Here is a 23,977-nt window from a genome sequence, read left to right as displayed (position 1 = left end):
ATTTCTCCACTAAAAAAGAGGGCGGATTTATAAATAACGGACGTACTGACTGCCGTCCTTTTGCGGTTTCTTAGGAGCAGTAACCGCTGGCGTACCCACATACAAAAAGCCGACGATTTGATCGTGTGGCTCAAGACCTAAAGCAACATTCACATTCGAATCAAAGGCAAAATCCCCTGTACGCCACACGGCACCTAAACCTAAGGCGAAGGCAGTCTGCTGCATCGCCATGGTCGCGCAGCCCGCTGCAATGAGCTGTTCAAGCACGGGGACTTTAGGATGTTGCTGCGTTTTTGCCACGACAGTAATCACCATAGGCGCACGCATTGGCATACCCTTAGCTTTATTGACAAAATCCTCATCGGCGCCGCTCGCTTTCGCTGCCTCAACAAAGATATCAGCCAAGGTATCTAACCCTTTTCCTACGGCAATAATAAATTCCCATGGCGCTAGGGCGCCATGATCTGGCACACGAATGGCAGCATCTAAGATGATTTTTAATTGACTCGCATCTGGAGCAGGAGCAGTTAATCGCGGGGTTGATTGGCGAGTGAGTAAAAGTTCAATAGCGTCCAAGTTCTTATCCTAGTTCGATATAAATTGCGCTCAAGCATAACAAATTGCTGACAAAGAGGCATAAAAAAATCCCACCGCTTGAGTGGGATTTAACTTGTTGAGTGCACTTACCATCGAGTGTGCTTAAAAATTAAATGCGCTTGAAAATCCGATGCAGTTAACAATTGGGCCCGCTTCAGAAAGACTTACTTAATCCCACCGCGCTTAGCGATGAAATAATCTAGGCTAGTGTAACGACCACCGCCTAAGGTAAAAAGCGCCAGCAACATAATAAAATAGGTGATTGCAAACTCAATCCCATTATTAAGCACAGCTAAGTTACCTGAGCTAGTCAGCCAGTCATAGTTACCGTGCTCCTGCAATATTTCTTTGGCTTTCGCCAGTTTATCCCCTGCCTCAAGCACTCTGTCGTTGGCTAGCCAAGAGCTACCATCGGCAATCGCTAACCAACCATTTGGCCAATGCACAGTCAATGCGGCGACCAACATAGTGACCATTAAAGGGATAGAAATCAGTCGCGTCGCGAGCCCAAGCAGTAACAAGATAGCGCCAAAGAACTCAGTTCCCGCCGCCAATCCTGCCATTAACGCCGGCATTGGCAGACCTAAGCCCCAATCGGGATTGGCAAACCAAGCAACCGTATCTTCAAAGTGAGCGAGCTTGTTATAGCCTGCTTGCATTAACACAGGTGCAAGGTAAATCCTAAGGGCTAATGGTGCTAAGCCTTCGAAATAGCGGCTCATATTGAGCAGTTTCTGGTAAAGGGATACGAGTGGCATAAGGTCTCTATTTAGTCGTTAGTAGGCTGATTTATTGGCTTGCAGAAATAGACCCTAGCAAGGCAATAAATCTTTCATGACCTAGGCTTCTTTTTCAATCGCTTCCTGATTCAGTTCCTTGAGATCTTGAATGAGCCCACCTAACTTTTTATAAAAATGCTTAGACTGCTGCTCCGATAAGCTCGCATTCATCGCCAACAACAAAGTCCCAAATGCCTCAGTATTTTTACGTAAAAACACTTTATGTTGCTCTGACTTAAGCTCATCGGGCTGCGTCATCAGCAAGGTCAAACGCTCGGTTAATAATGTTTTATCAGCGCGCTGACCTAGTGCAACCTCAAACTGGCGTAACCATTCGTGCCTGTACTCAAGCCACATATCTAAGGTGGATAAACGCTGTTGATTATATTGGTGAATAAGCACTTTTTGCTCCGCAGTTACACTTCCAAGCCAATCATCAAATTGGGTTTGAAGGTTTTCATCGGCATCTTTTTGTAATTGTTCAGGGGTTTTACCCGCAAATTCTTTAACGAGCTCCTGCTCTTCCTCCCGTAATTTTGTGAGGATCTGCTTCACCTGTTCATCGGACAAAGACATTATGATAGGTAGAAGCTCGGGCAAGGCGAACTCAAACAATCGAAACCAATGCCGCTTAGCAATATTCACATGATCTGCCCATAGCACTGGCGTTAACGTATTGGTTTTTATGAGGCCTTCGACTTCGGTCAATTGCACCACATAATGAGCTAACTCTTTGGATTGATGCCAAATGACAAATTTTTCAATGAGGGAATCGAATGCCTTTTGCTGAGATTTATCTAAGGTAACATAATCCTCTTGCTCCCAGCCGATGGCCCAGTCGAGGAAATGGTAACTGAATTTAGTGGAGCAGGCGCTTAAGCCTAAGAGACACACAAGTAGCATCACGCCTTTTTTCATACTGAATAATCCATCCTAGAATTGTTGCTAATAAGACGCTTGAGACTATATAAAGTTGCTTTTTATATCAAACAAGTTTGTCTAATAAAGGTTTTCAGTATGTTCTACCCGCATGTCCCACCAATCGCGCGGTCAATGCCATAAGGGAATGAACCATTATCATCAGATGGAAACTAAGCACACGCAATAATGACTATTTGGGGGTGATCAGCGGCCAGAAGCAATCAAACCAAGCAAGGTAGTCGGCGCTACGACTGGGTTCTGTTTGCGCTGCCATCAATAATGCCCAGTAGCAAGCAAATACCCAATACATGTCAATGGCAGCAGGCACTGCCGTTACGGCTTGTGCAGTAACATAAGGATGTCCACTCAGATACTGTTTCACCAACACACTTTGCTGATAGGGCGTTAACGCATGTGTCGCTAACACTACAGCCAACTCACACAGTGGATGCGACGCCGTCGCATACTCAAAATCGATACAACACAAGCGGTTACTTTTGAGTAACAAATTATGGGGATTAAGATCGCGATGGCAAAACTGCGGCTTGATTATGCAGGCTGCTAACTCATCACACCAATGTTTGATTTCAATTTGAATTGCAAGCAGCTTAGCCACCCGCTCATTCCAATCGTGAGTATTGCTATCACCAATATCACTACCCTGCTTCAATGGCACAGGTCGCCTTAATACTGACTCACTAAATGTTGCAGAAGTCTGATAGGCAAGCATTTGCTGGTGATATTCCTGCCACTGCTCAGTGATGCTAATAGCATAAGGCCCTGTAGGCAGATCGCGTAATTGCAGCAATAACGCCAATAACAAACAATGGGCTTGGTTAGGGTGCGTTTCTTGTTCTGCTGCCGGATACTGTAAATAATTAAACGTCGATTGCCCCAGCACAAAATCAGCAGCACTCGTTTGGCGCTCTAACGCTGGCCAGTGGATTAAGACCTCGTTTTCAATATCGTCACTTTCAATATAATCACTTTCAATAAAATCACTTTCAATAAAATCACTGAGGTAATAACGCTCATCTTCGCTCACCCACAACAGTTCAGGAGCAAGTTTAGCTTGAGCCAATTGCTGCCAGTAAAAACGCTCCTGCTGACGGTTGCAAAAACTGTCCGCCGCATCGGCATTCACCCGCAACACATAACTGCCTGTGGGCGTAGTGATTTTATAGTTGTGATTACTTAAGCCGCCCGCAAGCTCATGAATACTTAACACGTTAACTAGCCCTGCACTTTTGAGTATGGGGTAAAGTGCTTTGAATGGCTCGCCTGCTAAGCGTTGCATCGAGGCGTTTATATCGAGCATTAACTGAGTAACTTCAAGGCATTAGCTTCACGGGCGTCGGCTAACGCGGTTCGCCACAGGAAATACCCCACGACCGCCAGACCCACATAAAGCACGAATAACAAGGATGTCAGCATCAAGCCTTTGCTGAGATAAAGGTAAATCGACACTATGTCGATAACTACCCAATAAAGCCAATTCTCAAGTACCTTTTTTGCCACTAAATAAGTCGTCATCACGGCGAAACAGGTTGTCGCCGCATCTAGATACGGGAATGCGGCTTGGGTATACGTCGCCATACCGTGACCAACCAAAAGCGAAATCACGCCCGTCGCTGCGATCAACTTTAAATGGGTTTTCAATGGCCAAGTGGTCACTTTTACGCCTTGATGCTTATCACCACCTTGGGTCCAGAGCCAATATCCATAGAGCGCCATAGCCATGTAATAGACGTTAAGCACAGACTCCATCAGTAGCGACACCTTCCAAAACAACACACTGTAAATGGCGGTACTGGCAAAGGCCGCCGCCCAGCACCACACACTGGCCTTCATCGCCAGCAGTAAATATGCCATCGCCAACAATACCGCGAGGGCTTCCCATACGGTCATCACATGGACTTCACCAAAGGCCGTATTAACGCTCTCGACCAAGGTTAACCATAAATCTGTCATAGTGTTGTTCTCATTGCCTATTTGTCGCTTACATGGCGGTCAATCATTATTCGCTGTGGGCTAAATTCAGCTCACCACCGATAAACTTACACACAAATACCGCCTTGCCCCACTTCTCATGGGCCGCTTGCATCTCGGTCGCTAGCATAGTCATCACATCTAAATAATCGCCGCACACTTGAGTTGCCATCGCATTAGTCACGCGCTCGATATTGGGATAGCTATCCACGCGGCCAATAAACCACTTGATAGGATCGAGGTAATTTTCATTAAAGGGATACATGCTAATTTCTGCGGTCAGTTTCATTTTAATTCCTTGATATTCTGAAGTAAGGCTGTAGCCCAAATACTGGGCTACAGTTCAGTTAACACTTAAATGATTATGCTCATTTTAAAATGAGCTATTACATAAACTTAACGTTAAAGGTTACGCCAATCTGACGCGGATCGCCGTAACGAATATATTGCTTTTCCGCCCAACCGTTATCTGGCTCATTGCCAAAATAGAAGCCACGCACACCGTATTCTTCATTAAACAGATTGCGTCCCCATAAATATGCCGACCAGGCGCTCGCCTCATAACCCACGCGGGCATTGACGATAGTGTAGGGTTCAGAGCGGGATTCATTGCTGTCTGAATAATAGAATTCACTCTTACCGCTAAGATTCAGGTTCGCAAACCAACCCGAATTAGCACGATAAGTCCCGCCAAGGCTGTAGGTAAGATGTGGAGAATGGGCTAGATCGCGGCCAGTTAAATCCACCTCAGTGCCATATTTGTCCTGATACTGGTAGTCACCGTAGGCCGTTTCTAACCAACCTAAGCTTGAGTAAACTTGCAGATTATCCGTGGCATACCAGGTTGCATCTAACTCAGCGCCATAGTTATTCGAACTGCCTGCATTTTCAGTGAACAAGATAAAACGCTGTGGTTTATCGGGATCTTGCTGTGATGCAGCCACCTGTTGATCTTGTCTGTCCATATAGAACAGCGCCAAATTAGTATCGATAAGTCCCGCTAACCAATGGGATTTAAGGCCGATTTCATAGTTATAGAGCGTCTCAGTACTAAACTCTTTTTTATCGTTCAATTCGACGGGCAAAGTCATGTTGAAACCGCCCGCCTTGTAGCCGCGTGCGACTCGGACATAAGCATTGTGTGAGTCGTTCAGCACTTTACTCACAGCAATATGACCACCCCACATGGTTTCGCTCGGGTCGAAATTATCGTTATTCGTATCAGAGTAATGGCTGTTGCGGCGCTCTAAACGTAGCCCCACAGATAAAGCATAATTTGAGCCCAAATCCGTATCAAGCTGGCCAAACAGTGCATAGTTTGTCGCTTCATACTCTGAGTCTAAGACTTCATCCGGCCAAGTATTGTATTCAGAATACAATTGGTTATCTTCTTTCAGATTCATGGCATACACACCAAGCAACCAATCAGTACTCTCTGCAAAAATACGGCCCTGCTCGGTAGAAGTTAGGCGAAACTCCTGCGACGCGGTTTTACGCTGACCCGTTTTATCCCAAAAATAATCGTATTGGCACGGCGCCAGATTGCCATTGTCATCATTACATTGCTTAGAGGCCCAATATTCTGAGTTAGCCCAATCGCCATCGTAACTGTAATGGTGATCGGTATTGGCAAAAGAGGTTAACGAAGTTAATTCGAAGTTTTCTGCGCCAGAATAGGTCGCTTTAAAACCCGCGCCTGTGGTGCGCTGACTATCAACACCCGGTTGATCCGATGTTGTCTGAGTTGGTGAATTGGTTAAACTCCACACATCATAGCCATTATCAAAATCGGCATGCAGCACAGTTAAATCAAACTGCAAATCATCTGTCGCATACCAGCGCAGCTTAGCGCGGCCGCTGAATTCATCGCGACCATTGGTATCATCACGGCCTAAATACAGGTTATCGTGGTAACCATTTTGCTGATGTTGCTGCATTGACACACGATAAAGCAGCTTGCCAGAATCAGTTAATGGGCCAGAACTGAAACCGCTAAAAGTGCGTAAATCATCATCGCCTAACGACACTTCGCCGCCATGCTCAAACACATCAGTTGGATCGTTACTCTTCAGATAAATCAATCCCGCTAAGGCATTCGCGCCGTAACGCGTCCCCTGCGGTCCACGAAGCACTTCGACCTGCTGTAGATCGTACATGCTCGACACCATACCAATACCGGATAAATCGATATCATCTATGATGTAACCCACGGAAGAATTAGGTGCGCCTTGGTATTGTTCCTGCTCTCCTACACCGCGAATTTGAAAATATTTCGGCCGCGAGCTTCCACCTGACCAGTTAAAATTGGCGATAGAATTAAGCAGATCTTCAAAGTGTTGCGCACTTTCATCTTGAATTTTTTGACTGTCGATAACGGTAATGCTGGAGGGCATTTTTTCTAAGCTTGAACTGCGAAAATCCGCCGTCACCACCATGACTTCCATCTCAGTGCTGGGATCGGGTTTATCGATAGCGTCGGTTTGTGCAAAAACAGGGGTGCTCAGCGCTGCGGCGATGGCTAACGCCAGCGGCGCTCGGGCTAAAAATAAGCTTGGCGATACGGTTGAGAATGGAGATTGATGGTTTGACGTTTTACGGTTTAACATAGGACCTCAAATATAATGTTTGAGATCCGGCAACGAATAAGCGATTCAGAAGTGTGCTGTTGATTGGCCCATTCCTACGCCGGTATTAGCCGGATCAGGTTCTAAGGGTTCGTCAGATGACATCTCAGTTTGCAGCCGTTAACGTTAAAATCAGAGTAACATTAATGCACAACAAACACCCCTTGGCGGCGCCTAGTATACATGACGGAAATAAAAAGTGGGCACTCTTATCTCTGCGATTCAATTAAATGTCGCGAAAACCACTGCCCTTCAGTTCGTATGATGAAAATATCTTTAGTAGCCGCCTAAATCCTTTCGTCCATTTGACCGCCTATCATGATAATGCTATAGAAGGTCGCAATTTCGAACACAGTAAGAGGATCATAGTCGATGCAGCTAAAACCTTTATCGAAAGGACGTTATAGCCAGCGATGGGAGCAAGACTATCCACTTATTGAAGCGGTTGTACTTAGCTGTATCAGCGAAATAAAAATGCTCAAAAAAGGCGCTCACCTCATGATGCAGGGGGAAGCGATGGCATCACTTGTATTGGTGAAGCAAGGTCGCGTATCACTCGGCCATACCGCGAGAAATGGTCGGTGTTTTCAATTAGGTACTATTGATTGTGATTCACAGCTGTTTGGCGAAATGGAGTTCTTCACCCAGTACCATTGTCAACTAGACATTATTGCCAGTGAACCCTTAGAAATCATGTTGATTAGCGCTGAAAAACTACAACATTGCCTAGGTCAGCATCCTCAACTCGCGCTATTTTTCGCTAGTGCAATTGCGATTGACTACCAAGACACAGTGGATATTTTTACTCGGCGACTGCTCTATCCCATCAGTTATAACGTGGCATTTGATATTTATCATGAATACTTAAATGACTTGCCCGTAGATGGCTTTAGTAAACGCTATTTAGAGGCTGAACGATTTGGTACTACCGACCGAGTCTACCGTCGGGCACTACAAAATCTTGAGGAACGAGGCTTAATTGAGCGGAAAAAAGATGGCATTCGGATTTGTGATCTCAACGCACTCAAGAAATTTGTTGAAGCAGGTATATAACCGCTTTCAACATAACCCACACTCGACTTAATTTAACAACCGAGTGTGGGATGCATGCACAGGTAAATTAACTTACCGATGGCGAGTGTTGTTCCATAGCCGATTTCATCCGACTTGAAACGATCAATAGCATAAATATCGCTGCGTAAAGCAGAGGTATCACATACATCACTGTTTGTAATCCGATAATACGTTCAAAGAAAGAACTGATGGCTGGGCTAAACATCGCCCCTGCACTTCCACTAATAAGAATATATGACACATTTTTGCTACTGGCTTTTTTTACAAAAGACACGCCATAAGCAATAAATGCATTATAAAGAGCAGCACACACAAAACCGTAACCATAGGTTAAATAAGCTATCCAATTAAGATTATTGGTACTGACAATGGCAGCGGTGATCACCATAGCTAAAGCAATAATACCAACTAAGAAATGGTGAATCTTTACACGAGTCACAATCACAGTCGAAATTAACGCCCCAATTAGCGCAGCGGACCAATACTGGGTAATAATATTACCGGCATCTTCAAACGGAATATCAAATTTTTGTTTTACAAATAAAGGTGCCCAAGTTAAAAAAGTATATAAAGCCAGCATTCCTAAAAATAAACCAATACCTCCACTAATAATACCGAGATTCCATTCAGACTGTTGTTTCTCTTGTGTTGTAGAAGATTGCTCGCAAATAGAGAAATGAGTGAACAAGGTAATAATGACTGTAACGAACGCCACTAAACCTACGGCTAAATAGCTATAACTCCATGATAATGAACTTGTTAATGCATAAGTCGTTATCAATGGAAAAATAACGCCTGCAATATTAAACGTCGCATCTTGCACCACTAACATTGTGCTTTGTAATTTCTCTTGCCACACAGACACCACAATCGTACCAGCAATACATAGACCGATACCGCCACAAAAACCAATTAAGGTCATTGCTACCATCACAACTTGTAGGGAACTGGTTAGATGTAAAGCCAGAGCAGAAAGAGCAACCAGACTGTAACTTATCAAGGTCATTCTTTTGATACCCATTTTTTCAATAAAGAAAAATGCTGCAATCGTCCCCGCGAGTGCACCACCATTGAGCAATGAAAAGATTGATGCAACTTCGTTAACATTAGCGGCAAATTTTTCAGCTATGGGTTCAATCAACATCCCAAATTGGGTCGCAAAGCCCGCCATAATAAAATTGGCGAGAAAACTGATGGCTGTTAAAGTAATTTTATTATTCATTATGTCATTCCATAAGTGAAATGCTAAGGGTTCAAAGGAAGGCTTTAAACCTAATTGAGGGCGGTTTCTAACGCGAGCTCGATCATATTATTAAAAGAGAGTTGGCGTTCTTCGGCCGTTGTTTCTTCACCGGTTAAACAATGATCCGATACCGTTAAAATGGCTAATGATTCGATACCTTGCTGGTGTGACAATCCATAAAGCCCCGCCACTTCCATATCAATACCTAATACCCCGAAACGCTCAAGTGCGGGGATCATATCTTCGTCAGGATCATAATAAAGATCACCACTAAATATATTGCCAACTTTTACACTAATACCTTTCTCATTCGCTGTTGTATAAGCTTTATGCAATAAAGAAAAGGTCGCAGAAGTTGCCATTTGGTAGCCGCTACTACGCTTAGCGTTAGTAGGTGAATCCGTGCCTGCGGCTTGGGCTAAAATGACATCTCGCATTTGTACATGTTTTTGTGTTGCACCTAAGCTGCCAATACGAATAATGCGTTTCACGCCAAAATAATTAATCAGCTCATGGCCATAGAGCACCATAGATGAAATACCCATACCATGACCCATAACGGAAATACGCTGTCCTTGGTAAAAGCCCGTGTAACCAAGCATATTGCGAACATTCGTGACTTCTACGGCATCGGTGAGATAGGTTTCAGCGATATATTTAGCACGGAGTGGATCACCCGGCATAATAACAGTTTCAGCAAAATCAGTAGGTTGAGCATTAATATGAGCAGTCATCTTTCTATCCTCATGTGGTAATATGCTGATAGTAGTGCTCAATCACTGAATGTATTTAGGACTAAAGTCCGGATTTCACCTTGCCGTAAACCTTTTTGCTTAAAAATGGGTAATTTATCGCAACTTTCAAGGTCAAAAAGACGAAAGCTTATAACATTTGAATGACCTTAAGATCACTAAAAGTTGATGTAAAACGAATAAAAAGGCTTACTCCTTAAAAGAAGTAAGCCTTTTTAGAACGGGTTTAATATCAAAAAATCAATTAAACACGGAATAAACTAAACAGAAGTAAACTCAAGCTTAGTTTGAAAAGGTTTCACGCACGTATACATCAAATTTAACCACTTGGGCATTAGGTGCAACAGCGCCGACTTGCAATTGCTGTTTGCCGTGTAATTTTACCGATTTCCAGCTGGTCGCTTCATCTTCGATAGTAAAGCCGCTGGCATCGTACCAAGTGAATTTATATTGCACACGCATATCGGAAGAGGATTTGCTAACAATCAACGCTGAGCCCTGCACTAAATCACCGACTCGGCGTGCATCCACACTCTGTACCGCAATGTCTCTGGCAAAGCTGGAATTATCGACGCGGGTTTCACCCAGTGAGCTCACTGAAATCCCTGCGGTATGTGAGGCACAAGCACCTAAGGTAAGCGCTGCGGCCAGTAATAACCCTGTATAAACTTGTTTCATATATTTCTCCTAGTCACGCCACAAAATACGCAGCTAGCGCATCATTTCCTATTAAACGACAAACTAATCGAACAGTGCTGAACTCATGCTTAATAACATAGGCTAAATAAAGCATTCTCAATCTAAAATAGTGAATCAGTCATGCTTCATCAATCTAAACTTAATCAGATTAATCAATCAAAAAATGTGCCCGTGCCGTAGCAATAAGCTGCTTACGATTGGTTTGCCAACAATCAATATTCACGTTAGCGACTCGTCGACCCTGACGGGTAATACGACACTCAGCAAAACTATCCTTGTGCAGACCTGCACGTAAATAGTCGATTGAAAAATCAACGACTTTAGGCACCTTTGCTGTTTGCATAAATACCATTAACTGCACTATCGCTGACATTTCCATAAAGCCCGCAATCACGCCACCATGAATAGCGGGCAACACAGGATTACCGATATTGTCGTCTTTAGCGGGCAATTTAAAAATCAGTTCATCACCAAAACGCTCCACCTTCATGCCAATAAATTTGGCATAGGGAACGTGCTCAAGTAAATGGCCAAAATCATTAAGTTCAGTGGCGCGTTTAACTATCCCTTGCACATCAATAGGCGCTTTAACCTGTGCGTTTTGAGTTGTACTGGCTGCATCTAGTATCGAATTATTTGCGCTCATCACTCTCTCCTATCGCAGGCACGGCTTCACCCATTAACGCTTGCCTAAAGGCATCACCGACCATTTCAGGGCTTATCCGCATAAAAGAGCCGACGGCATGGGCGATGGGATCGTCGATACTGTCTTGGTAAGCAATTGCACGGGTAAAGGCAATATTAGAAGACAACTTGTAGCATTCCGCAAATCCAAACACTGGCTTATGGGGCTGAGCGGGCTTCATGTAGTCCACCCGTAAATCGAGCGTAGGTGATATTTCTAATAATTTGAATTTATGGAAAATAGCGCTCACGACTGCACTACCACACGCGGTATCCATTAAAGTAGTGATCACCCCACCATGGATAACGCCCGTATCGGGATACCCAATTAATTCAGTGCTGTAGGGCAACTCAATCAACACATGGTGCTCACTCGCCTCCAATACGGTTAAACCGAGACGGCGACACTGAGCGAGTTGATCCACAAACCGCTGCGCCATTTGGGTCAGTGGGAAAAAATCCGAATTGACCTTCATTTTCCTTGGCTCAACATGGGCCCCAGAGGCTCCCCGCCCACAAGGTGGAAATGAATGTGATAGACTTCTTGTCCACCATGTTGATTGCAGTTCATGATCAGTCGGTAGCCATCTTTAGCGATACCCGCTTCCGCCGCCAATTTCGCCGCAACTGTCATCATACGGCCAAGCACGGGCTCATCAGAGGCTTTCATGTCGTTAGCCGTTGGGATCAAGTGATTCGGCACAATCAAAATATGAGTTGGCGCCTTAGGGGAAATGTCTCTAAAGGCAGTCACAAGTTCATCTTGATACAGAATATCCGCGGGAATTTCGCGACGAATAATTTTGCTGAAAATCGTTTCTTCGGCCATGGGGCGTCCTCCTTGGGTTAGTTGGCATAGTATACTAGCAATTCAATACTTTGTGTCTGCAGATATTTTGCTTTTCATTTGCCAGTTGCAGGCATTTTTGGCAGCATGGCCACCATTAAAACACTCAGGTTTTGCAGGATAAATATGATCCATTACCAGATAATCCCCGTCGATCCGAAAGCCCATTTATTCGCTGTCACTATGACATTATCACAACCCAAGCCAGTGCAGGTCTTTAGCCTACCCGCTTGGCTGCCAGGCAGTTATATGGTGCGCGACTTTGCCAAAAATATCATTGAACTCAAGGCACAAGATGCACAAGGCCAAACGCTTAAGCTCACCCAACTAGATAAGCAAACTTGGTCGGTTGACAATAATAGCAGCGAAATTATTCTGACTTATCAAGTGTATGCTTGGGATCTGTCGGTGCGCACCGCGCATTTGGACACGACCCACGGCTTCTTTAATGGCAGTAGCGTGTTTTTATCCGCCCATGGTTTCGAAGACTCTTTACACACCGTCTCTATAGAGCCACCAACAGAGCCAACATTAAGTGACTGGCGCCTTGCTACCAGCATGACTCGCACCAATGGTGACGATTTTGCCTTCGGCCAATTTTCAGCTAAAAGCTATGACGAGCTCATCGATCATCCGGTGGAAATGGGCTTATTCACCTTAGGGAGTTTTGATGCCTGTGGCGTGCGGCATGATATCGTACTCAATGGTCGCCACCGTGCTTGCATGCCAAGGCTCTGCCAAGATTTAAAGACCATTTGTGAGTATCAGATTAACTTCTTTGGTACGCCTGCACCGTTTAAGCGTTATTTGTTTATGACCACAATATTAGACAATGGCTTTGGCGGTTTAGAGCACAGAGCTTCTACTGCATTAATGTGTTCACGCAAAGACTTACCACTGTCGCTCGATGCGCCAATCAATAATGACTATCGCACTTATTTATCCCTGTGCAGCCACGAGTATTTCCACAGCTGGAACGTTAAGCGCATTAAGCCTGAATGCTTTTTACCCTATAAACTTGATGCAGAAACCTATACGCCACAATTATGGGCCTATGAAGGCATCACCTCCTATTACGATGACTTTCTTACCTATCGTGCAGGTCTGGTAGATGAACAAAGCTATTTAGATATGCTGAGTGAAACCTTCACCCGTGTCTATCGCAGCCAGGGACGCTTTAAACAAAGTGTTAAGGACTCAAGCTTTAATGCTTGGACTAAGTTCTACAAGCAGGATGAAAACGCACAAAATGCCATCATCAGTTATTACACTAAAGGGGCTCTGTTTGCGCTGTATTTAGATTTAACCCTGCGCAGCGAAACCCAGGGCAAATATAATCTCGACCATGTTATGCAGATTTTATGGCAGGAATATGCTCTGCAAGATAAAGGCACCACAGATACTTGCCATCAAGCCATCGTGGAACGACTCCTTGGTCGTGATTGCCAAGATCTGTTTGCCTACTTAGATAGTACGGACGATATTCCGTTAGCGGCTTTACTCGCCGAATTTGGGGTCAACTGGAGTCTTCGATCCAGTCAAGGTGCGCAAGATGTGGGCGGCGGGCAAGCGAAAGGTTATGAGATTGCATTCGGCGCGAAAACCCAAGCAGCACCTGTTGGATTAAAAATCGTGACTGTCACCCAAGGCAGCCCTGCACACCTTGCAGGGTTAAGTGCAGGTGATGTGTTAATTGCCGCGGATAACCTACAAGTCTCAGGACAATTTGAGGCGCAGCTACAGCAGTATCCGCTGGGTGAATCGTTGAATTTACATTGGTTTAGACGGGATGAATTGATGACAGGTGAGTTAACTATTGCTGCCGCGCCTAAGGATACTGTCGCCCTATCCATTCGTGACAAAAGCAAAATAGCGGCTTGGCTTAGACGTTAATAGGCTTTCGGCTTAAGAACAACTTTTGAGAAATAATAAAAGGGGCTTTAGCCCCTTTTATCTGAGATAAGACTTAACTTAAACGTAGATCCGTTTGTATATCAATACTGATATCGACTTAAACCACCACATCGTGCAAATAGGTTTGTGCCCACGCAATCGCTTGACCACGGCTAGACACTCCAATTTTACGGAATACTCGGTACAAATGGGTTTTTATCGTGCTTTCACTGACAAACAACTGATTGGCGATATCTAAATTAGTACTTCCCGTCAACAATGCTTGTAATACTTCACGCTCACGGATAGTTAACGGTTCAGTGTCTTCGAACAATCCAAAATCATCATTTACCCCATTAATGAGTTGAATTGGGATGACCCTATGACCTCGTAAAATATTCGAGAGTCCCAGGCTTATCTCAGTTAAACCTGCATCGAGATAAAACACCCCTGCAGTTGTGGCAGCTTGCATTAAGAAACGTGCATCCACTTGTTTAGGGAACTGTAAATAGACAACTCGCACACTCGGTTGCTCACGGGCAAGTAAACGTTGAAATTGATGGGCTTTTTGAAGATCAACAGTCGCTAAATCGATCACGACCATGGAGGCATTATTATCTTTGATTTTCTCACACATCTCATCAGGGCTGACTTGGGTCAACTTAACGAGAAACTCCTGCGGCCAACGTCCTGCGAGCAATTCCATCAATACTTGCGATCGTGACACTACAATCCAATGTAATATTTTGAACATCCTGCTCACTCCCTGTCTGGTTAACGATTATTCACTTTAAGGATCTAAGATCCTCCAAATACGACTTCAACATCCGTTCAATAGACTTCCAAGTCTACCGTGGTCACGATATTAGCATTAGATAAAACAGATTAAAAAGACTTACGTAAAAAATATTTACCGTACGCAAATCAAAAACTTCTAACACTTTCGTTGACTACACTATCAATCAGAAGTCTTAATTGAAACTGAAAAAAGTTACTGAAATTTTAGGATAAAAGCGTAAGATCATACCAACACAAAAAATAAGGAAATTCCATGTCCAGCAGTAACCCCACCGCTTTTGAAATAAAATCCTATCCTGTGTGGGACAAACCGACGCGATTATTTCATTGGATTAATGTCATTCTTGTACTCGCACTCATCTTAGTCGGTGGCATCATGATGTATCGCACTGAGCTAGGCATATCTGAGTTAACAGGTAAAATTGGCTTGAAAACTTTACACGTGTGCATAGGATATGCGTTCGCAATAAACCTCATCGTCCGCCTTGTGTGGGGTTTTATCGGTAACAAATATGCGCGTTTCAGCCACATGTTTCCCAATGCTAATAGCAAAAGCGAATTAATAGCTTATAAGACTGAATTAGCCGCGGGGAAAAATCCGCAGTATTTAGGTCATAACCCTAAAGGTAAATTTGCCGTGCTGGCCATCATGTTGCTATTAGTGACCATAATGATCACTGGACTTTTGCGTGCAGGCACAGATATTTATTATCCGCCGCTAGGTAGTGCTGTACAAAGCTATCTTGCCGATACCAATGTCGAACCTACAAGCATAAAACCCTATGATGCAACGGGTGTGAACGCAGAAAAAGCGGATGCACTTAAACCAATGAAAGGATTGGCAGGTCAAGTGCACGTCTATGCGGTTTATGTGTTGTTACTGCTGATGTTATTACATGTATTCGCGGTGATTTATACTGAAGTAAAACGTCAACCAGGGATTATTTCAGCCATGTTTTCGGGTAAAAAAATCATCCAAGGCCAACCAAAAGACGAGTAATCGGTTAGTAAACGGATAAAAATAACGCCAGCTATTCGCTGGCGTTATTTATTTAGACATGAAGGTATATACCAACTTTTCTAAACGTATTTTTGAGATTATTTTTTCAGAACAGTTGCTGGGGTACGACCATCATCATGGCAACTTTCACAGGTAGGTTTTTGACCGACATTCATATCATGTACCGCATGACAATCTGCACAGACTAAATTACCGTCATGTGGCTTATGCACAGCGTCCATTTCAGCATAGGTACCATGACAACTTTGGCACTGTGCAAATTCAAAGGCACCATCCGCAGAAGGTGTACCATCTTTATGACAGCTTTCGCATCCACCTGACTCAGCATGGAAATCAGACAATTTTTGATCTGCAGCAAATGCGGTTGGCGACAGCGCTAACGCTGCAAGACTTGCCCCGAAAAGCGCACTTAATAGTTTTTTGCTCACAATAGTATCCTCCAATGGCGATTGTCAGTGGAAATTCTTGTCAGGGTGACTTCCATCTCTCAACCAAAATAAATAGCACGACTCGATATAACTTAGCTAAGGATGAACGAATAAGCAAACCCAAACTAAGCGACACAACTTTATCAACATACTCAAGGGTAAAATGTGCGCTGCATCATGTAACCACATGCTTATATAAGAGTTTTACATCTACCTAACCTAGAGGCTACATAATGTAAATCCCTAAACTGGCAAGCGACAGAATAAATCCCCCTTAATCTAAAACTAAAAGCTCGATTCATGATGATACTTAAGACAAAGTGATAATAAAAAGGAATGACAATAAGTGAATGGGTACAGAGTACTAGACGAGGATGCTTTAAATAGTGAAGGCACAACATTCAACCAAAACGCCTCTGGCACTTAATTCAAATGCCAGAAGGAATTAGCGATAACGGTTAACTCGTCTACTGTAACCAATGATACAAATGGCGGTTAGACAGGTAGGCATCAACTCGCATCAAGTTTATTGTCAGCCTCAAGCTCTGTTTTAGGCCAAGCGTTAATCACGGCTTTGACTAACGATGCCAATGGAATGGCAAAGAATACTCCCCATACACCCCATAAACCGCCAAAGACTAAAACGGCCGCTATGATGATCACCGGATGTAAATCCACCGCATCGGAGAACAAAATAGGCACGAGTAAATTACCGTCGAGCGCCTGAAGAATACCGTAACCCAACATTAAATAGCCAAATTCAGAACTAAAACCCCACTGAAAAAATGCCACTAGGGCGATAGGTAATGTAACTAAGGTTGCACCGACATAAGGGATCAATACCGATAACCCCGTTAACACACCAAGCAACGCCGAATATCGCAGTCCCATCAAGGCAAACAAAATATAAGTTGCGACACCAACAACCACGATTTCGATCACTTTGCCACGAATGTAATTAAAAATCTGTTGGTGCATTTCAAACCACACTTTACGGGCTAACTGGCGATTTACGGGAAAAAATCGCTTACTGCCGCTAATCAGTTGGTCTTTATCTTTTAAAAAGAAAAACACCAGTAAGGGCACTAAAATCGCGTACACCATCAAGACGAGTAAAGAAGCTGAATAACCGATTAATTGCTTAGCAATATCCAACACATGTTGAGTATCGAGCAGTTTTTTAAGCTCACCCACCATCAGATCTAACTGCTCTGGATTGATAAATCGTGGATATTGATTGATCAGCGTTTGTATTGTCAGCAGGCCTTTATCTATCATGCTAGGCAAGTCGGCAATTAAGCTAACACCTTGACGCCACACACTCGGAATTAAGCCAAATATCAGTAAAACCACGATTCCCAAAAACAACACAATAACCAAGGACGCACCAGCGGTGCGATTAATCCCCAATTTAAGCATTTGCGCCACAGGCCATTCCAATAGAAATGCCAACACAAGAGCGACCAACAGCGGAGCAAGTAAACCTGCCGCAAAATAAATCACTAGCGCGAGCCCGACAAGAATAGCCATTAAGGTCACAGCTTGTGGATCACTAAAGCGCTCTTGATACCAACGAGAAAAAACAGTAAACATGGATCATTCCAATAGTGATGGTTGGCGATGCTTCCCAAACGCTCAGGAAAGTTTATTTATCATGATGTTATTCGAGACTTTACTCAGTTAGACTTTCGCTTCTACACGTCAGCTAAATCAAAAAATCAACTGATAGGAGTAAACAACTTAGCCTGAGCGGCACTCTGGCTCAGAATTAGGCGCTTGATGCTAGTCTAAGAGGATTTAAACATAAAAATCCTCAATTTATCCCTGAGATAGATCAACTTTGGTGACCATCAAGGCTAACAGACCTGCATCATTACGCAACTCTTGCACGACATGCCCTTGTTTTTTTAAATATTGGGGAACATCTCGCCGCGAACCAGAGTCTGAGAGTAAGATATGCAACTGCTCACCCTCTCGCATTGGCTTCAATGCAAGCTTCACTTTCACTAAGGGTACTGGACAACGAAAGAGCGTTAAATCAATAAAAATCATAATGAACTTGCTATAGACGAACTTGGGCCATTATCCTAAGTTGCACCTCAAACTACAAGCTAAGTGCAGTATCTGCCTTTAGTTGAGATAATTAGAAATAAAAGGATCCGCTTGCGTAACTTGACTTTTTTGACTCGATTCAAACCTTTTGTTGCAGGCGCACTCTCCTTGATGCTGCTAACCTTCGCCGCCAAAAGCTTTGCCAACAATGACTTACCGGATTTAGGTACGGCCGCAGTTAACACCTTCAGCCTTGAAAAAGAAATGGTTTACGGTGATGCTTATATGCGCATCATTCGCTCATCGGCACCTATGCTAAATGACCCCGTGTTGAGTCAATATCTTACCGAGCTTGGCAATAAACTGGTCGCCCATGCCACAGGCGTAAAAACGCCGTTTTATTTTTTCCTATTACAAAATGATGAAATCAACGCCTTCGCCTTCTTTGGCGGCCATGTTGCCGTGCACACAGGCTTATTTCTCAATGCCGACAATGAAAGCGAACTGGCTTCAGTATTAGGCCACGAAGTGACTCACGTTACTCAACGTCACCTTGCGCGTTCGCTTGAAGCACAGCAAAAAAGTAATCCTGCAACAATTGCCGGTTTACTCGGCGCCATTTTGTTAACTATTGCAGTACCACAAGCAGGTATGGCGGCACTTGCGACAACCCAAGCTATGGCGACACAATCGAAAATCAACTACACCCGTTTGCATGAAAAGGAAGCCGATCGCATCGGAATGCAAATTCTAGTGGATGCAGGCTTTAATCCTAATGCTGCAGCGGATTTCTTTGGTAAATTAGCCAGTCGTTATCGCTTTACCACAACACCACCACAAATGTTATTAACTCACCCATTACCTGAATCGCGGATCACTGAAGCCCGTAACCGTGCCGAGCAATACCCTAAACGTTATATCCCTGATAATCTTAATTTTCAGCTAGCAAAAGCTCGTATTCAAGTCCGTTTTTCCAGCTATAGCGACGAAGCAGTATTAAGCATGTTTGATCGGCAGCTCAACAAACAGACCTATACCTTCAAAGAGGCAGCACTTTATGGCAAAGCGCTGGCTTTATATAGATTGAAGAAGTTTAATGAATCAGAAAAAATCGTCGATGAACTGTTAAAAATCGATAATAACAACCTGTTTTATATAGACACTAAATCTGATTTACTGATCGAACGTAAGGACTATGCAAAAGCGATTACTATGCTCGAAGCCCAGCGTAAAATGAAACCAACGTCTCAAGTGATCAATGCCAACTTAGCCAATATATATATCGAAGCCGATCAAGCCCCCAAAGCAATTCCTTTGCTGGAGGATATGATTTTCCTCGATAAACAAAATGAACTGCCCTATCAATTGTTGACTATGGTGTATAAAAAAACCGGCAACCAAGCATTGGAATATTTTTCCACCGCAGAGCTGATGGCCTTAGGTGCTAACTATAAGGGCGCAATCGATCAACTTAACTTTGCCTACCGTGCATCCGAAAATAATCCATTACAGCTTGCACGTATTGAAGCACGTATTCGCCAGTTTAAAATGGCTGATAAAGAAATGGATGCGCTTAAGTAATAAGTTGTTTTACAAATAGATTAAAGACAATAACCCATTTATGCGCCCCGAACACACTGACGGGGCGCGGTTTTTTCTGTTATTATCCGCGCCATTGTTATTTCAGCCCGTATTGAGCCTCTAGTACTATGACCCAAGCGACGATTTACCATAACCCACGTTGTTCAAAAAGCCGTGAAACCTTAGCTTTACTCGAGCAACAAGGCTGCGACATTACCCTAGTGGAATACTTAAAAAATCCCCCTACGGCTAAAGACATCGGCGACATTCTGGCTAAACTAGGCATAAGTGCTCGCGAATTAATGCGCACCAAGGAAGCAGAATATCAAGCCTTGGGACTTGCAGACTCATCACTAACAGAATTGCAGTTGATTGAGGCTATGGTCAACACTCCTAAACTCATCGAACGGCCAATTGTGCTCGCCAATCAAAGCGCAGCCATCGGCCGTCCTCCTGAGAATGTGCTCACTATTCTTTAATCCATGATTTTTAAACCAAAATGGCTTTTATTTTCAACCCTTAGGTAGACTTATGACGTCCAACACCTTATTTATCCTTAGCCGTTTAGGCTACTTTGCGCTAGTGCTGCTATTAGGCGGTTGGTTTGTTGGCCAAGGGATTAGCGGTGAATACACCCTGCTATTTAGTCTCTTATGGATAGTGCCGTTATTACTACCCGCAAAGGGTGTTTTCCAAGGTAATCCATACACTTACGCTTGGGCAAGTTTTATTCTGTGCTTATATATGTTACATGGGCTCACCCTGCTTTATGTCACCAATGACGCCTTCGCTTTTGCCTTAATCGAAGTATTATTGATTGGCGTACTGCTAATCGCTTTCCCATTTTATGCCCGCATACGTGGTCGTGAACTGGGATTAGGCCTGAAGAAAAAATCTAAAGAATAGTCAGTTCAATGTATTTTCAGTGCCGTTTAACCTTGCTGGGTATGGCGGCATTTTTTATATTAGAAGGCCAAACCTTGGCTCAAATATCCCTTATGATCTCAGTCTGAATATCCATTTCAACCTTAGTTTCAACCTCTGTTCCGACGTCAATTCCCATCACGACAAAATTAACACTTATTATACTTACACTGACTTTTTGCAACTAAGTACCCGTGCTATAGTCAGTTTCTCACAGTATAAGCGTCCCATGACGCCACAAAAGTCTAAATAGCACAGCAGAGTTAGCAAGGGAGAATGGTGTAATGGGAATGTCGATACCACTGAAATTTTTCGGATTTATGGCTTGCTCTGGCCTACTTGCGGCATGCGGGGGTGGTGGTGATAGTAAACCAGATGATAGTGTAGTCACGCCCCCCTCCACCTCACTAGCACGCTGCACAGATAGCATTTCGCCACTCATTACCACCACGTCATCCTCAATTCGCTTTCAAACCGAGCAAAATTATGTGGCGGGTCAATCTAGTACTATCATTGCCAATATCCTAAATCGTGACAGCCAAGACTTAACCTTCCGTTGGCAGCAAATCGATGGCCCTAACATAGCACTCGTCAGTCAAAACAGCCCGGTATTAGCCCTTGATACTCCCACCACAGGCGGCTACCGTTTTAGCTTGCATGTGACGGGCAGTAATCTAGATGTCTCCGGAGAAATTGGTATTAATGTCGATCCCGCATCGACGGGTATGCTAAACGTCCGTCAAGATCACCAAGTGGTTGAAGGCAATAATGTGAGTTTAAGACTCGGGCAACAATCGGAATTAAGCGCAGCAAATATCTCTTGGTGTGTAGCATCTGGCCCAGATTTAATGGTCGATGTGAGCGATCCGTTTAGACCCTTGTTTACCGCGCCAACGGTCACTCAGGATACAATCACTCGCCTCAAAGTGAATGCCAACGTCAATGGCAATCAGCTTAGCGATGATGTCTTTGTGCTAACAACCTCAGCGCCAGCGATCAGTTCGCCATACTTCGATACCCCAGTTGCGCGCACCCATGCCTATCGTCCGACTTCACCTTACGCCAATGTGCTAGCAAACTGTGTTTACTCCAATCAGCTTAATGATAGCTGCACTATCAATACCTTACCTTTGATAGGTCAAACCTCAAGCGATCTAAATCGTGAGACCATTCTAAATCGTGTACTGGTTTCACACGACTGGATGGGCGATAACTTTGCCGCTTTCTTAGCCCAGATGGACCCCAACAGCGATTTTGCTCGCCTATTACAATCCGTCACGGCCGTGGTGATTAGCTATGATGTACGCCCTTCTTTTTATTGGGTAGTCACAGGGGCGATTTATCTCGATCCCAATGATTTATGGCTTACGCCAAGCCAACGCGACACTATTAATGAAGCGCCGGATTACCGCAGTAATTTTGGAAATGATCTTAACTTTGTGATGCCTTGGCGTTATGTAAAAGATAACCAATATGCCTCCCTTGGCGTGCCTATCACCGTCAGAGCAAACCGCACATTAGCGCAAATCAACCCCGATCTGGCCTCCTTGTTGTATCACGAACTCGCCCATGCCAATGACTTTTTTCCACGCAGCGTGCATGCCACACTCACAGGGCCAAGACTGTTAGATGACTACAGCCGCCGCAATGCCAACAAGAGTCTAATTTCAGATCAAGTCAGCAAAACCTACCCATTAACGAGCACTGAAATGATGGGACTTGCCAATGTTAGTTTCCTCGGCGCAGCGGCGAGTAATGTGCAAAAGGCCTATCAAGCATCGGATGTCAGTACTTTCTTTTCTACCGATATCGCCAGCGACTTCTATGCATATTCCAGTACCCGTGAAGACACGGCCATGTTATTTGAGGAAGCCATGATGAGTTATCGCTATCAAATATTGCGTGATGTCGCCGTCACCAATAAACCTGCGATTTTAACTGCGGATTCGCTGATTATTGACTGGGGACAAAGGGGACGAATTGCGCAAGACAGTCTAGAAAATCGCGCTGCGTTGGTGATTGATGAAATGCTGCCAGAGCTTAATGGGATCAGTCTGGTCGAAAGCCTACCCGAGCCAATTAATATGGTGCAAGGTCAAAGCTGGCGTCAAACATTAGCAATATCGCCTGCGAATACGCAGCTCAAAGGCCAAAGCAATGCAACTGCAATTAATGCCGAGTCTCGTTTTGAAGCCGAACTTCGCTTAAGTGGTGACCGTCACCAACATCCACAACAATAGCGTTTTAAATTTTAGATAAACAAAAGCCCGTATGTATTCAACATGACGGGCTTTACTCTTTTTGGCTTTAATGCCAGTAGGTTTTGTATCTTCAGAACGAACACAAGCCATGCTGTATCTAAAGGTGTAGCATCTCTTTAGCAAACGGAATCGTGAGCTTACGCTGATGCACTAATGAGGCCTTATCTAACTTATCCAATACATCAAACAAGGTACGCAAATCCCGCGCCATACGGTTCAGTAAAAAACGCCCGACATCTTCCGGTAATTGCAGGCCACGCATAGCGGCGCGGCGTTGCAGTGCGGCAAGTTTTTCATCATCTGCCATGGGTTGCAGTTGGTAATTCAACCCCCATTGCATACGTGAAACAAGATCTGGCAAGAGGAACCCAGCATCCGCAGGAGACGAGCTGCCGCTGACCACTAAGGCGCAATTCTTATTTTCTGCGACGCGATTGTAGAGATCAAAAATCGCCTCTTCCCAAACGGGGTGGCCGGCGATGGCATCGACATCATCGATACAAACCAAATCCAACTGTTCTAGGCCTTCAAGCAATGCGGTCGAAATACTCGCATGTATGCCTAAGGGAATATAAAAGCTGCGACGCTCCACTTCATTAGCGTGCGCGCAAGCAGCGTGCATTAAATGGGTTCGACCCGATTTAACTGGGCCCCACAAATAGATGGCGGCTTCACCATGCCCTTCGGCATTCGCTCTCAATTTTTGAATAAGTTCATCATTACCCGCGGCGGGGTAATAACTATTAAAGGTTTCGTCATCTGGCAAATGCACAGGTAGCGAGAGTTGCAAAGGTGAGTTTAAGGGCACTC

General features: G+C 44.2%; 25 protein-coding genes and 1 riboswitch. Of the genes, 7 read left to right on the top strand and 18 right to left on the bottom strand.

The features are described from left to right. Positions 1–27 precede the first annotated feature (27 nt). The 7 genes from L5M49_RS00585 to L5M49_RS00555 form a co-directional block, all read right to left on the bottom strand. Positions 28–576, bottom strand: coding sequence for an NAD(P)H nitroreductase (locus L5M49_RS00585; RefSeq protein WP_263265247.1), 549 nt, complete (start codon positions 574–576; stop codon positions 28–30). 185 nt (positions 577–761) lie between these two features. After that, positions 762–1,355 (bottom strand): DoxX family protein, encoded by a 594-nt coding sequence (locus L5M49_RS00580; RefSeq protein WP_173245356.1) that lies wholly within the window; start codon positions 1,353–1,355, stop codon positions 762–764. An 81-nt stretch (positions 1,356–1,436) separates the two neighbouring features. Next, positions 1,437–2,294 (bottom strand): DUF6279 family lipoprotein, encoded by an 858-nt coding sequence (locus L5M49_RS00575; protein ID WP_263265246.1) that lies wholly within the window; start codon positions 2,292–2,294, stop codon positions 1,437–1,439. 193 nt (positions 2,295–2,487) lie between these two features. Continuing rightward, the gene (locus L5M49_RS00570) at positions 2,488–3,615 is read right to left on the bottom strand and encodes a phosphotransferase (RefSeq protein ID WP_263265245.1); all 1,128 of its coding nucleotides are present in this window, start codon (positions 3,613–3,615) and stop codon (positions 2,488–2,490) included. Then, positions 3,615–4,268: a nicotinamide riboside transporter PnuC gene (pnuC, locus tag L5M49_RS00565; RefSeq protein WP_263265244.1), complete on the bottom strand. Its 654-nt coding sequence runs from the start codon at positions 4,266–4,268 to the stop codon at positions 3,615–3,617. The genes L5M49_RS00570 and pnuC overlap by 1 nt, the downstream gene beginning before the upstream one ends. Before the next feature lie 46 nt (positions 4,269–4,314). Beyond that, positions 4,315–4,575, bottom strand: coding sequence for a hypothetical protein (locus tag L5M49_RS00560; RefSeq protein WP_028760297.1), 261 nt, complete (start codon positions 4,573–4,575; stop codon positions 4,315–4,317). A gap of 97 nt (positions 4,576–4,672) precedes the next feature. After that, positions 4,673–6,892 carry a TonB-dependent receptor gene (locus tag L5M49_RS00555; RefSeq protein ID WP_263265243.1) on the bottom strand — a complete coding sequence of 740 codons (2,220 nt, stop codon included), beginning with the start codon at positions 6,890–6,892 and terminating at the stop codon, positions 4,673–4,675. Between the two features lie 54 nt (positions 6,893–6,946). After that, positions 6,947–7,085: riboswitch (TPP riboswitch) on the bottom strand. Between the two features lie 197 nt (positions 7,086–7,282). On the opposite strand from L5M49_RS00555, the gene L5M49_RS00550 reads away from it, so the two are divergent. Beyond that, positions 7,283–7,963, top strand: coding sequence for a Crp/Fnr family transcriptional regulator (locus L5M49_RS00550; protein WP_263265242.1), 681 nt, complete (start codon positions 7,283–7,285; stop codon positions 7,961–7,963). 67 nt (positions 7,964–8,030) lie between these two features. On the opposite strand, the gene tsgA is transcribed toward L5M49_RS00550, so the two are convergent. From tsgA to hinT, 6 genes are all read right to left on the bottom strand, one after another. After that, on the bottom strand, positions 8,031–9,206 hold the full coding sequence (gene tsgA, locus L5M49_RS00545; protein ID WP_028760299.1) for an MFS transporter TsgA: 1,176 nt from the start codon (positions 9,204–9,206) through the stop codon (positions 8,031–8,033). Positions 9,207–9,256: 50 nt separating this feature from the next. Then, positions 9,257–9,961: a purine-nucleoside phosphorylase gene (deoD, locus tag L5M49_RS00540; protein ID WP_012196924.1), complete on the bottom strand. Its 705-nt coding sequence runs from the start codon at positions 9,959–9,961 to the stop codon at positions 9,257–9,259. 300 nt (positions 9,962–10,261) lie between these two features. Continuing rightward, entirely contained in the window at positions 10,262–10,657 is a 396-nt protein-coding gene (locus tag L5M49_RS00535; protein ID WP_028760301.1) for a YcfL family protein, read from the bottom strand. 169 nt (positions 10,658–10,826) lie between these two features. Beyond that, positions 10,827–11,324 (bottom strand): PaaI family thioesterase, encoded by a 498-nt coding sequence (locus L5M49_RS00530; RefSeq protein WP_168823948.1) that lies wholly within the window; start codon positions 11,322–11,324, stop codon positions 10,827–10,829. Beyond that, positions 11,311–11,838: a PaaI family thioesterase gene (locus L5M49_RS00525; protein ID WP_028760303.1), complete on the bottom strand. Its 528-nt coding sequence runs from the start codon at positions 11,836–11,838 to the stop codon at positions 11,311–11,313. Before L5M49_RS00525 ends, L5M49_RS00530 begins: the two co-directional genes overlap by 14 nt. Continuing rightward, positions 11,835–12,191 carry a purine nucleoside phosphoramidase gene (gene hinT, locus L5M49_RS00520; protein WP_006081303.1) on the bottom strand — a complete coding sequence of 119 codons (357 nt, stop codon included), beginning with the start codon at positions 12,189–12,191 and terminating at the stop codon, positions 11,835–11,837. The genes L5M49_RS00525 and hinT overlap by 4 nt, the downstream gene beginning before the upstream one ends. A gap of 144 nt (positions 12,192–12,335) precedes the next feature. Between hinT and L5M49_RS00515 the strand changes: the two genes are divergently transcribed. Beyond that, the gene (locus L5M49_RS00515; protein WP_263265241.1) at positions 12,336–14,102 is read left to right on the top strand and encodes a M61 family metallopeptidase; all 1,767 of its coding nucleotides are present in this window, start codon (positions 12,336–12,338) and stop codon (positions 14,100–14,102) included. A 118-nt stretch (positions 14,103–14,220) separates the two neighbouring features. Here the strand turns inward: L5M49_RS00515 and L5M49_RS00510 are convergent, their stop codons facing one another. After that, positions 14,221–14,856: a LuxR C-terminal-related transcriptional regulator gene (locus L5M49_RS00510; protein ID WP_028760305.1), complete on the bottom strand. Its 636-nt coding sequence runs from the start codon at positions 14,854–14,856 to the stop codon at positions 14,221–14,223. Between the two features lie 297 nt (positions 14,857–15,153). On the opposite strand from L5M49_RS00510, the gene L5M49_RS00505 reads away from it, so the two are divergent. Then, positions 15,154–15,900: a cytochrome b/b6 domain-containing protein gene (locus L5M49_RS00505; RefSeq protein WP_263138246.1), complete on the top strand. Its 747-nt coding sequence runs from the start codon at positions 15,154–15,156 to the stop codon at positions 15,898–15,900. A 98-nt stretch (positions 15,901–15,998) separates the two neighbouring features. Here L5M49_RS00505 and cctA read toward each other — a convergent pair whose 3' ends face one another. The 3 genes from cctA to L5M49_RS00490 form a co-directional block, all read right to left on the bottom strand. Then, positions 15,999–16,349: a tetraheme c-type cytochrome CctA gene (cctA, locus tag L5M49_RS00500; protein WP_105252823.1), complete on the bottom strand. Its 351-nt coding sequence runs from the start codon at positions 16,347–16,349 to the stop codon at positions 15,999–16,001. A gap of 510 nt (positions 16,350–16,859) precedes the next feature. Beyond that, entirely contained in the window at positions 16,860–17,942 is a 1,083-nt protein-coding gene (locus L5M49_RS00495; protein WP_263138245.1) for an AI-2E family transporter, read from the bottom strand. 225 nt (positions 17,943–18,167) lie between these two features. Beyond that, entirely contained in the window at positions 18,168–18,401 is a 234-nt protein-coding gene (locus tag L5M49_RS00490; RefSeq protein ID WP_131523892.1) for a sulfurtransferase TusA family protein, read from the bottom strand. Positions 18,402–18,512: 111 nt separating this feature from the next. Here L5M49_RS00490 and L5M49_RS00485 point away from each other — a divergent pair, with 111 nt between their 5' ends. The 4 genes from L5M49_RS00485 to L5M49_RS00470 all read left to right on the top strand — a co-directional run bounded on the left by L5M49_RS00485 (position 18,513) and on the right by L5M49_RS00470 (position 23,146). After that, positions 18,513–19,982, top strand: coding sequence for a M48 family metalloprotease (locus L5M49_RS00485; RefSeq protein WP_173496555.1), 1,470 nt, complete (start codon positions 18,513–18,515; stop codon positions 19,980–19,982). A gap of 128 nt (positions 19,983–20,110) precedes the next feature. Further along, a complete protein-coding gene (gene arsC, locus L5M49_RS00480; RefSeq protein WP_105252827.1) occupies positions 20,111–20,461 on the top strand; it encodes an arsenate reductase (glutaredoxin) in 351 nt (116 codons plus the stop codon). A gap of 52 nt (positions 20,462–20,513) precedes the next feature. Next, on the top strand, positions 20,514–20,888 hold the full coding sequence (locus tag L5M49_RS00475; RefSeq protein ID WP_028760312.1) for a DUF2069 domain-containing protein: 375 nt from the start codon (positions 20,514–20,516) through the stop codon (positions 20,886–20,888). A 302-nt stretch (positions 20,889–21,190) separates the two neighbouring features. Further along, entirely contained in the window at positions 21,191–23,146 is a 1,956-nt protein-coding gene (locus L5M49_RS00470) for a hypothetical protein (RefSeq protein ID WP_263138244.1), read from the top strand. A gap of 118 nt (positions 23,147–23,264) precedes the next feature. Here the strand turns inward: L5M49_RS00470 and hda are convergent, their stop codons facing one another. Then, positions 23,265–23,975: a DnaA inactivator Hda gene (gene hda / locus L5M49_RS00465; protein ID WP_168823935.1), complete on the bottom strand. Its 711-nt coding sequence runs from the start codon at positions 23,973–23,975 to the stop codon at positions 23,265–23,267. Positions 23,976–23,977: the final 2 nt, after the last annotated feature.

Source organism: Shewanella sp. SM74 (assembly GCF_025653725.1).
Lineage (GTDB): Bacteria > Pseudomonadota > Gammaproteobacteria > Enterobacterales > Shewanellaceae > Shewanella > Shewanella oncorhynchi.
This window is presented reverse-complemented; position numbering and strand designations above follow the sequence as displayed.

What these genes read in the sequence shown, in the direction of transcription:
- L5M49_RS00580 (WP_173245356.1), bottom strand. Translation starts at nt 1,355, where the DNA reads ATGCCACTCGTATCCCTTTACCAGAAACTGCTCAATATGAGCCGCTAT.
- L5M49_RS00575 (WP_263265246.1), bottom strand. Translation starts at nt 2,294, where the DNA reads ATGAAAAAAGGCGTGATGCTACTTGTGTGTCTCTTAGGCTTAAGCGCC.
- L5M49_RS00570 (WP_263265245.1), bottom strand. Translation starts at nt 3,615, where the DNA reads ATGCTCGATATAAACGCCTCGATGCAACGCTTAGCAGGCGAGCCATTC.
- pnuC (WP_263265244.1), bottom strand. Translation starts at nt 4,268, where the DNA reads ATGACAGATTTATGGTTAACCTTGGTCGAGAGCGTTAATACGGCCTTT.
- L5M49_RS00560 (WP_028760297.1), bottom strand. Translation starts at nt 4,575, where the DNA reads ATGAAACTGACCGCAGAAATTAGCATGTATCCCTTTAATGAAAATTAC.
- L5M49_RS00555 (WP_263265243.1), bottom strand. Translation starts at nt 6,892, where the DNA reads ATGTTAAACCGTAAAACGTCAAACCATCAATCTCCATTCTCAACCGTA.
- L5M49_RS00550 (WP_263265242.1), top strand. Translation starts at nt 7,283, where the DNA reads ATGCAGCTAAAACCTTTATCGAAAGGACGTTATAGCCAGCGATGGGAG.
- tsgA (WP_028760299.1), bottom strand. Translation starts at nt 9,206, where the DNA reads ATGAATAATAAAATTACTTTAACAGCCATCAGTTTTCTCGCCAATTTT.
- deoD (WP_012196924.1), bottom strand. Translation starts at nt 9,961, where the DNA reads ATGACTGCTCATATTAATGCTCAACCTACTGATTTTGCTGAAACTGTT.
- L5M49_RS00535 (WP_028760301.1), bottom strand. Translation starts at nt 10,657, where the DNA reads ATGAAACAAGTTTATACAGGGTTATTACTGGCCGCAGCGCTTACCTTA.
- L5M49_RS00530 (WP_168823948.1), bottom strand. Translation starts at nt 11,324, where the DNA reads ATGAGCGCAAATAATTCGATACTAGATGCAGCCAGTACAACTCAAAAC.
- L5M49_RS00525 (WP_028760303.1), bottom strand. Translation starts at nt 11,838, where the DNA reads ATGAAGGTCAATTCGGATTTTTTCCCACTGACCCAAATGGCGCAGCGG.
- hinT (WP_006081303.1), bottom strand. Translation starts at nt 12,191, where the DNA reads ATGGCCGAAGAAACGATTTTCAGCAAAATTATTCGTCGCGAAATTCCC.
- L5M49_RS00515 (WP_263265241.1), top strand. Translation starts at nt 12,336, where the DNA reads ATGATCCATTACCAGATAATCCCCGTCGATCCGAAAGCCCATTTATTC.
- L5M49_RS00510 (WP_028760305.1), bottom strand. Translation starts at nt 14,856, where the DNA reads ATGTTCAAAATATTACATTGGATTGTAGTGTCACGATCGCAAGTATTG.
- L5M49_RS00505 (WP_263138246.1), top strand. Translation starts at nt 15,154, where the DNA reads ATGTCCAGCAGTAACCCCACCGCTTTTGAAATAAAATCCTATCCTGTG.
- L5M49_RS00495 (WP_263138245.1), bottom strand. Translation starts at nt 17,942, where the DNA reads ATGTTTACTGTTTTTTCTCGTTGGTATCAAGAGCGCTTTAGTGATCCA.
- L5M49_RS00490 (WP_131523892.1), bottom strand. Translation starts at nt 18,401, where the DNA reads ATGATTTTTATTGATTTAACGCTCTTTCGTTGTCCAGTACCCTTAGTG.
- arsC (WP_105252827.1), top strand. Translation starts at nt 20,111, where the DNA reads ATGACCCAAGCGACGATTTACCATAACCCACGTTGTTCAAAAAGCCGT.
- L5M49_RS00475 (WP_028760312.1), top strand. Translation starts at nt 20,514, where the DNA reads ATGACGTCCAACACCTTATTTATCCTTAGCCGTTTAGGCTACTTTGCG.
- L5M49_RS00470 (WP_263138244.1), top strand. Translation starts at nt 21,191, where the DNA reads ATGGGAATGTCGATACCACTGAAATTTTTCGGATTTATGGCTTGCTCT.